8 protein-coding genes are annotated in these 8035 nt (G+C 63.7%); 5 read left to right on the forward strand and 3 right to left on the reverse strand.

Annotation, left to right across the window (positions count from 1 at the left end):
* Positions 1 to 3: 3 nt before the first annotated feature.
* Together GOACH_RS21080 and merB are read left to right on the forward strand one after the other, a co-directional pair.
* Positions 4 to 555 carry a MerR family transcriptional regulator gene (locus GOACH_RS21080; RefSeq protein WP_005179589.1) on the forward strand — a complete coding sequence of 184 codons (552 nt, stop codon included), beginning with the start codon at positions 4 to 6 and terminating at the stop codon, positions 553 to 555.
* On the forward strand, positions 497 to 1138 hold the full coding sequence (merB, locus tag GOACH_RS21085; RefSeq protein WP_005179592.1) for an organomercurial lyase MerB: 642 nt from the start codon (positions 497 to 499) through the stop codon (positions 1136 to 1138). The genes GOACH_RS21080 and merB overlap by 59 nt, the downstream gene beginning before the upstream one ends.
* A 965-nt stretch (positions 1139 to 2103) precedes the next feature.
* Here the strand turns inward: merB and GOACH_RS21095 are convergent.
* Entirely contained in the window at positions 2104 to 4728 is a 2625-nt protein-coding gene (locus GOACH_RS21095; RefSeq protein WP_005179594.1) for an AAA family ATPase, read from the reverse strand.
* A gap of 217 nt (positions 4729 to 4945) precedes the next feature.
* Here GOACH_RS21095 and GOACH_RS21100 point away from each other — a divergent pair, with 217 nt between their 5' ends.
* The 3 genes from GOACH_RS21100 (at position 4946) to GOACH_RS21115 (ending at position 6823) form a co-directional block, all read left to right on the forward strand.
* Complete coding sequence (locus tag GOACH_RS21100) at positions 4946 to 5140, forward strand: hypothetical protein (RefSeq protein ID WP_005179596.1); 195 nt, start codon at positions 4946 to 4948, stop codon at positions 5138 to 5140.
* Positions 5141 to 5902: 762 nt separating this feature from the next.
* Positions 5903 to 6103, forward strand: coding sequence for a hypothetical protein (locus tag GOACH_RS21110; protein ID WP_040519378.1), 201 nt, complete (start codon positions 5903 to 5905; stop codon positions 6101 to 6103).
* Between the two features lie 162 nt (positions 6104 to 6265).
* On the forward strand, positions 6266 to 6823 hold the full coding sequence (locus GOACH_RS21115) for a hypothetical protein (RefSeq protein WP_005179606.1): 558 nt from the start codon (positions 6266 to 6268) through the stop codon (positions 6821 to 6823).
* 121 nt (positions 6824 to 6944) lie between these two features.
* Here GOACH_RS21115 and GOACH_RS24535 read toward each other — a convergent pair whose 3' ends face one another.
* Together GOACH_RS24535 and GOACH_RS24660 are read right to left on the reverse strand one after the other, a co-directional pair.
* On the reverse strand, positions 6945 to 7067 hold the full coding sequence (locus GOACH_RS24535) for a hypothetical protein (protein WP_265416843.1): 123 nt from the start codon (positions 7065 to 7067) through the stop codon (positions 6945 to 6947).
* Positions 7068 to 7861: 794 nt separating this feature from the next.
* A complete protein-coding gene (locus GOACH_RS24660) occupies positions 7862 to 8008 on the reverse strand; it encodes an integrase core domain-containing protein (RefSeq protein WP_373279119.1) in 147 nt (48 codons plus the stop codon).
* Positions 8009 to 8035: the final 27 nt, after the last annotated feature.

Consider the following 8035-nt stretch of genomic DNA (forward strand, 5'->3'; position numbering starts at 1 on the left):
GAGATGAACGGGCACATGACGATCGGCGTGTTGTCGGCGCGGACCGGGGTGAGGGTGAAGGCGTTGCGTGAATACACCGACCTCGGGCTCATCCACACCCTGGGGCGCAGCGCGGCCGGCTACCGCCTGTACACCGATGACGCACTGTGGTGTGTGCGGTTCATCGGCGAGCTGCGCGGGCTTGGGCTCACCATCGCCGAGATCTGCCAGCTCACCGATGACGCCGTCGATAGTGGAGACGGAGCGGTCGGCGCGCGTCTGGCCGAGCTACTGGAGCGGTCGCGACAGCGGCTGCACCGCCGGATCAGCGACGCCCAGCAGATCCTCGACCGCATCGACGACTTCACCAGCATCCACCGTGCGCGGTGGGCCGCCGACGATGTGTGCTGGACCGAGGTCCGTGCCGATGCCCGACGCGGGCTTGACTCTGCCCCCGGGGGCAGACCCTACCGTCATCGACATCGCACCCGACGCATTCTCGGAAAGGCTGACTCTCATGAGCACCGACTCCATTCCCGCCGACGTTTTCGCCACGATCGCACCAGCCGACCGTGACCGGGCGCTGCTGCGGGCCGCGCTGCGGCTGCTGGCCCACGGAGCGCCGGTCACCGTCACGGAGTTGGCGGCCGCAGCCGGTGTCGACGCCGGAGATCTCGAAGAGACACCGATCGGCGCCGACATCGAATACGACGAGCAGGGCCGGGTCCTCGGGTGGGGATTGACCCTGAATCCGACCCCGCACCGATTCACCGTCGCAGGCCATCAGCTCTACACCTGGTGTGCGCCCGACACGCTCGTCTTCCCCGCCGTGATCGGGGCGAGCGCACACGTCGAATCCGAGTGCCCGGTTACCGTCAGCGCCGTGCGATTGACCGTCGATCCAGTCACGGGAGTCACCGACCTGCAACCGGCCGCCGCGATGGTGGCCTTCGTCGACCCCGCCGGGATCCGGGGCGGGCAGGTCCGCGCCACCTGCTGCAATCCGCAGATGTTCCTGGCCACTCCCGACGCCGCCGAGCAGTGGCGATCCGAGCATCCTGGGATGACCGTGCTACCGGTCGCCGACGCCTACACCCAGCTCGCACGCCCACTGGCCGAGGCGCTCATCGACCCGGCCGGCGAGGCGCCGTGCTGCTGACTCAGAACAGGGTGTCGCGCACCCACAAGGGCCGGTACCCGGTCGGGCCGAGCTGGGCGAGTTCGGCGTCGATATCGGTCTTGAACGCGCCGAAGAAGACCTCCGATCACACCAAGAGGTCAAGCCGCGATCTCGAAGGACGCGTCCTGAGCGGGCCCGAACGCCTTGATCGGGTCGTAGTGCTGACCGGTTTGGCAAGCAGTAGTGGAGCTGCCCGAGCAAGCGGTCGAAGAGGTGCCGAAGCGCAGCGGCGTGCCGATCGCCGCGGTCGCGTCCTCGGCGTTAATGGTCTTGGGGTGCGCCGGCTTTCGCCATCGCGGCGAACGCCCAAAGGAATCCTGCAGCGTTGAGTCGGTTGTTCTTCACCACGCGGCGGGTAATCGAGATGCTGCGCCCGGAGGCCCGCGTGATCAGCACAGAACCGGCGTAGGTCCTTCAGCGAACGGGCGTCGGTGAACCGCTCGCGGTCGTCGCCGATCTCGCCGAGCACCCGAGCGCCGGAGAGGTCAGCCAGGCCAGGAAAACTGGTGATCACCGCGTAGTCGGGGTACTGCTGGAATGCCTCGGTAGTGGCCTCGGTGAGCTGATCCACGGCGGCGCATTCAGCATCGACGCCACCCAGCAGCGCGAGGGCCTGGCGGCCGAAGGCATCCGCTGATCTACAGATCGAGAGTCAGGGTGGCGGTGCGCGCTCGAGATACGCACGGGTAGATGACTCCGGTGACGAGCGCTACTGACACGAGTGACGAATCCCCAGGTCGCCAACTGACATCCAAATGACGGATCTCAGGCCACGTGTTGCATCTGATGCAATATGCAGGGGCTTACTTGACATAAGATACGTTATCGGCGAATTGCTTTGCACTGCAATATGTTTCGTCACCAGTGACGAAAGTGTGCCGGAATCACGGGATCGAACGCATCGACGTGGTGCAACCGGTCGAGTTCGACGGGGCACGGTTGCTTTAGGGCGTTGGTGGGTCGACGGACACTTTCAACTTCAACGTACGTCTACTGAATGGGACCCGGCCTCCCTCAAGGTGTTCCAACGCCAAGGCGTTAAGTTCGTACCGCTCGAGTGAACCCACCGCTTCGATCTGGCCATGTCCGGCGGTTGCTTTCATCGTCACGATCTGCTCCGCATCGCCGCTCACGACTATGCCCGGACTGCGGGTGGCAAACAGATATTGGCGGCTGCTGCGCAGCGAACGTAGACGATCGACGAGGTACTCCTCGATCCACGGGGCGTGCAGCGCATCCTCTGGTTGATCGACGAGCACCGGTGTGTCACCGTCGGCGAGCAAAATGACCAGGATGGCCGTGCATCGCTGGCCATGAGCGAGTTGTTCGATCGCCGTGTAGGTTTGGTCGCCGGGCTTCTTGAACTTGATGGTGAGGACATCGGGACGGTCGATGGCCTGCAGATTCAGTAGGTCCTCCCACAAATTGCGTTCGTCGATGTTCGTGAGCAGCTTGGCGAGACTCGCCATGTCGATTCCATGATCGATATCTACGAGTTCGGCGAGGTTATGCGACCACATTGAGCGGACGAACCTCAGCGGATGCGTCCGAAGCGCGAGTTCATTCAGGAAGTCCTCCCTGACCCGTGAGCCCACCTTGATCAGGTCGAGCGCACGGCGAAACTCAGACTGGTCCCCTTGGTTGGGAACGTCGAGCTTGACGAAGCCAGCCGCCTTCGCGTTGAGGTCTATGACCCGCGCCCGGCGCATGTCCCGCCGTGTGCGTCGCGCAGCGTGAAGGGCGTCGGTGAGGTCATGTCTTTCCTGCTCCAGTCGAGCCAGATCGGGCCGAGCGCGATGTTCAAGCGCGGCCCTGGCAGCCTGGAGTTGAGTGAGTTTGGACTGCAACTGTTCGAGGCTCGCGCGCAAAGCCGTAAGAGATGCTTCCGGATCAATCTTGTCGAGTTCTTCATCGAGGCGGATCTTGAACTCGTCGAACCGCGTTCTCCACTGACCCTCAATGCGCGCCATGGCCTTCGCAGCCTCGGCGATCGCTTCGAGAATCTGCGTGCGTCCCGTGTCGAGGCGTTCGCGTAGAAGTGCCAGCACGGCATTGGCTTCGAGGAACAAGCCAGCGTTCTCGCCCACTGACTCGTGCAATTCGGCTTCGGGCAGATTGAACGCGGGCGCGTCGAGGTCGGCGAGGTCGTTCCGTGTGCCGTGCAAGCTGGTCTGCTCTGCGGTCCACCCCGACTGCTCCTTCACCGTCTCGGTTTTGAACAGTTCCTCGAGTTGGCGAACTTGTTCGCCAAGTTCCGCCCCGCCAGCGGTCTCGGATTCTAATCGCTGGACGCGTTGCCGAGCCGCGATCAGTTTTCCGGCGTTGACCCGCAGGCCCCCGATCGCGGCTTCGATGGAGGCGTTGACCGCCTCCAGGTCGATCGACGCGTCAACCAGGGCCATGCGACCAACCGGCTCTCGGGAGTACTCGAGGATCTCTCCTTGCGAGAACGCCGCGATCGGGCAGATGAGGGCGGGGTCGTCGTTGATTTCAGCCCAGTCGCTTCCGGTCTGTTGCAGGACGCGGGCAGCTGGCGATCCGCCGGCGTTGTACGTCCGCTCCATCCGGTATCGCACGCCGTCGCCGGCGACATGCACGACGACCGTGCTGTTGTTCATCAGCGCCTTGTCCATCCGCGAGTCGATCTCGGTTCGAATGTGAGGAAAAGCGATGGCGTCGACCTGCTGGCTCAGAACGAATCGAATCGCCTCCAGTACCAAAGACTTGCCCGCCCCCGTGCCGCCAAGAAGGCAATTTAAGTCTGGCGAGAAGCGGATGCGTTCGCCGCCGAGGAATCCACCCAGGAACTCAATGTCTTCGATGCGGGTGTAGGTGGTCGGAGCTGGCTGCTGCAGCAAGACGCGCAACTGCGGGTCGGCGAGCGCGTGGCGGAGTCCAATCAGATCCGGGCGGCTGGCCTTTATCCAGGTGCGGCGCGCACCGATTCCGGACAGCGCATGATGGCTTTCGTCCTTGTCCCAGGTGTCCGATCCGCGGACGAAGGCCATGTTTCGTTGCTCGCCGAGTTTGTTACGGACGTCGTCTGCGGTGTCGAGGTGAACGATCTCAACGGCGCAGACGTCGTCGTGCAGCAAGATCTCCCTGACGTGAGCCGGAACCGTCAACCGCATCAGCCCTTTGTCCTTCTCGATGTGGGCAGGTATGGCCAACCCACCGGAGGCTGCGATCTTCGTCGCGGCGTCGGCGAAGCCAGCGTTGGCGCTGATGTCCAATTTGCCGCGGTCTGCTTGGCCGATGTTGAGCTTCACCAGGACCTCTTCGATCAGCGCCGGGTCAGTTCCTTGCTCCCAGATGGCGAGCAGATGGCCCTCGTTGGTGCTGATCTCGACCCCGGGCAGGACGACGAGTGGAGTGCCGACCGCTGCGTCGGCGATGTGACTACACCAGGAGACCGTGTTGTGGTCTGTGATGGCGATAGCGTCAAGGCCGGCGGCAAGCGCGGCCTCGACAATGTCTCCGGGCGTGCCGTAATGCTCGTCCTTGGCGTCGCTAGAACCGGGCGTGTGAACGTGCAGATCAACTGCCCAGAAGCGCGCTGCAGCAGTCATTGATCGACAACCCTCCGATCGCCTGAGAAAACATGGGGCAGGCTGACACGCAGTCGGCTAACGCTGCGAAACCTCGATCGACGATACAGAGACTGCCAGTCCGCATCGAGCCGTTTGCGTTCTGTCGGCCCCGGTCATAGGTCAGAAGGAAAGTGAGGCGCACATCCCTGACTTCGGCGAGCCCGGCCCCTCAGAGATCTGGCAGATCGGTGTCGCGATGACACATCTGACCCGTCACACCACCACCCCTGACGAGTGCTACTACCTGATCTGGGACGGCTGTCCCGACGTCGAGACTCTCTGCGAGCGGATCGGTGCCACCAGAATCGACCTCACCGACGAGGCAGGCGTGGCAAGCATCGCCAGCGGCGCACATAATCTCCGGGTGTGGCGGAACTGCCCAGTAGGCTAGTCAGGAGGGCTACTGAAGGGGGCGACATGAGTCCGTCGGAGAGCGATAGTACCGACTCCTCGAAGAAAGTTCAGGCGGCTACCGCGCGGATCGCCGCCCAGGCTGTTCCGAGAATCGATTTGACCCCCTCCACGATCAGCGCGATCAACAAGGCTGCAGCTCTATCACCCGTCTACTACCGTGCCCGGCCAGAGTCGTTGGAAGCGCTGCGCAGCGTTCTCAGCGCCATCACGGGGTGCTGCTGAACCGTCGCAGGCGCGGTCAGTTGAGCACCTGCGTCAGGCCCCCCTCATAGGCAACCGCGCCACGCAACGCAAGGCACATAGCGGTGCGTGGCGGAAACCAAATGAAGAAGTGTCACCACCAAGACCCCTCACTCTGTCACCTATGGCCTGATGCAGAACTGTCACCGATGTCTTGCGAGATGACACTCTGTGCATGTTCGACCACTGGCCCCGACACCCGAACACTGCGCGTGTTCGACCCGCCGAAGCCCGTTGTTGTCGACATCGCGATCGCGGCCCCCTCGTGCGGCCGCTCCTATGCGGCCGGCGGGGGAGTGTCACTGCGAGTCCGCGCATTCGGAGCCCGGATCGAGCCGACCATGCCCGCACTGCTATTAGCGTGGCTCCAAACCTCAAACGGCCTCTGGCGCGGGATATGTCAGATGCCAGTCGAGAGCGCCAACCGCGTCTCCTCGGCCACCATCACCATGTGGGTGCCGCCCGAAGCACTGCAACCGCGAGAGGGCCCAGCACCGCAATGACTGACAACAATGACACGGGGGCAGGCCCCACCAACCGCGTCGCACCCAAACGCGGCCGCGTCGAGTTGCCTGACCTGACGCTCATCGTGCGTCCGGCCGGCCAACCCGCCGGCATCCGCACCTACACCGCCAACGAGCTCGACGAAGCCCAGGCGTACGCCGATCAGACCGGGGGACAGGCCGACCGGCTCCAATAGTCACAAACAGCTTCTCCGCTGCGCTGCGCTGCCGCCCTCCCCGCGGTCGGTTGCCACATGAGCGGAGTGGTGACGTTTGAGCGAGAGGAGGGGCTCAGAAAGCCGTCCATGTGTGTCCCCTGAGCCCTGTCGAGTCGTACCAGACCAATAGGGTGTTCCATCATGTTGACGGCGTGGGCAGACGAGAGCGGGTCGCGCCCGGACATGGACCCCGGCGCGTACCTGATGTCCGCAGCCCTCTGCGACGAAGACGACGTCGACACCCTCCGCGCAGCTATGGAAGCGCTGCGCTTGGCCGAGCCGAAGGTGCACTGGCACGGCAGCAGCGAGCAACGACGAACCGAACTCGTCACCGCGATCGCCGAACTACCCCTGACAGGGTTCGTCGTCGTGCACGTCGACAAGGAATCCTCGGATCGCTGGCACCGATGCAAATGCATGGAGTTCCTACTGCCGCACCTGGCCGACATGCCTTGCGCCACGATCACGCTGGAATCCCGAGGCCAACAGGACGCAAGCGACATGGACATGCTGCAAAAGCTCCGCGCCCGACAAGCCGTCGCCCCGACTCTGCGAATTGACCACGCTATCGGCCGTCACGAACCGGCGCTGTGGGTTGCCGACATCGTGTGCGGTGCCGTGGTGCAACAGCGGTGCGGCCGCGGGGACTATCTCGACATACTCGGCGCCGGTGTCGAAATACACACCATCGGCCCCTAAAAGACCGCGAGCCACAGGCCTCGTCGTCCGGCGAGTAATCCTGTGGCTCACTTCCAAACCCACCGCAATGGGCTGGCTGCGGCTCCGATTGTAGCCTCACTACGCGGCTACACGCCACCCACTAGCCCGAGGCGCGCATGACATCGCGGCGCAGCGTTGCGGCCAGGTCGGTGTTGCTTGTGTGCTCGGCTGCGGTGGTGAGGATGCGCGCGATCCGGGTCAACAGTGCCGGTGGGGCCGGCACTGGTCCGCTACCTGAGGTGTCGGTCCGGATGAGTCCGGCGACGTGAGTGCCATTCCTATTGGGGCGGTTACATCCCGGATGCTTCGCCGCCGCAGCCCGCGCGCCACGGTGCCGAAACTGTCGACGCGAGCGATGCAGCATCATCGTGCAAAACAAGACTATCCGGATCGCTGGTCACGGATAACCCAGCCGCCTCATGGCTTCCGGATGGGGACCTACTGGCCTTCCCGCAAGCCAGTAGGTCGCCTTATCTGTTGTCGACAACCGATGAGGTAACGCCTGACGGTATGTGCCGGTGCTACCAGGCCCTGTAGCGGTTGGAGCCGAGAGGACGGCACGGTGGTTAACGGCGGCGCCAGGCACGGGTCCGGTTGACAAACGTGCCGGTTGCAACTACTGCAGCAATGCTTGCGCCCACTTGCGTACAACAGGGACAAGGGGGGTCAGGCCGCGGCTGCGGGAAACGTGTCCTTGGGTGTCTGTGTTCGTCGGTCGCTAGCGGACTCAGGTTCGCCCGGCCCTAGACTAGGCGTGGTCCGTACCGACGGGCAGGGTGACCAGACCCCGCAAAGGTCGGACGCGCCGACCACGACGACACGCACGGCTCGAATGTCAGTCGACGGTGTACTGGACCAGAAGAACCAGGCGTCGCGGCCATCCATCGAGAACCGGGTGTCCATACTTGTCCAGCTTCTTGGAGGGACGCGTCTTGGACGATGTGACCGAGCTCGAGTTGGCAGGTCCCCGATAACCGGTCCAGTCAGTTCTAGAGCCAGTTCCTAACTTGCAGTTGATCAGTCGATCTCGCAGCCCACGGGGTGATGCCGGTGGGTGCATCCGGCACTGTACTCGGCCGGGGTCTGGTAGCCCAGTGCCGAGTGGCGGTGCCGATGGTTGTGGTCGTCTTTGAAGTCGGCGATGACTACACGGGCCTCGAGCAACGTCGGCCAGCAGTTGCGGTTGAGGCA

Origin of the sequence: Gordonia aichiensis NBRC 108223 (assembly GCF_000332975.1) — a bacterium.
In the GTDB taxonomy this organism is placed as follows: Bacteria; Actinomycetota; Actinomycetes; order Mycobacteriales; family Mycobacteriaceae; genus Gordonia; species Gordonia aichiensis.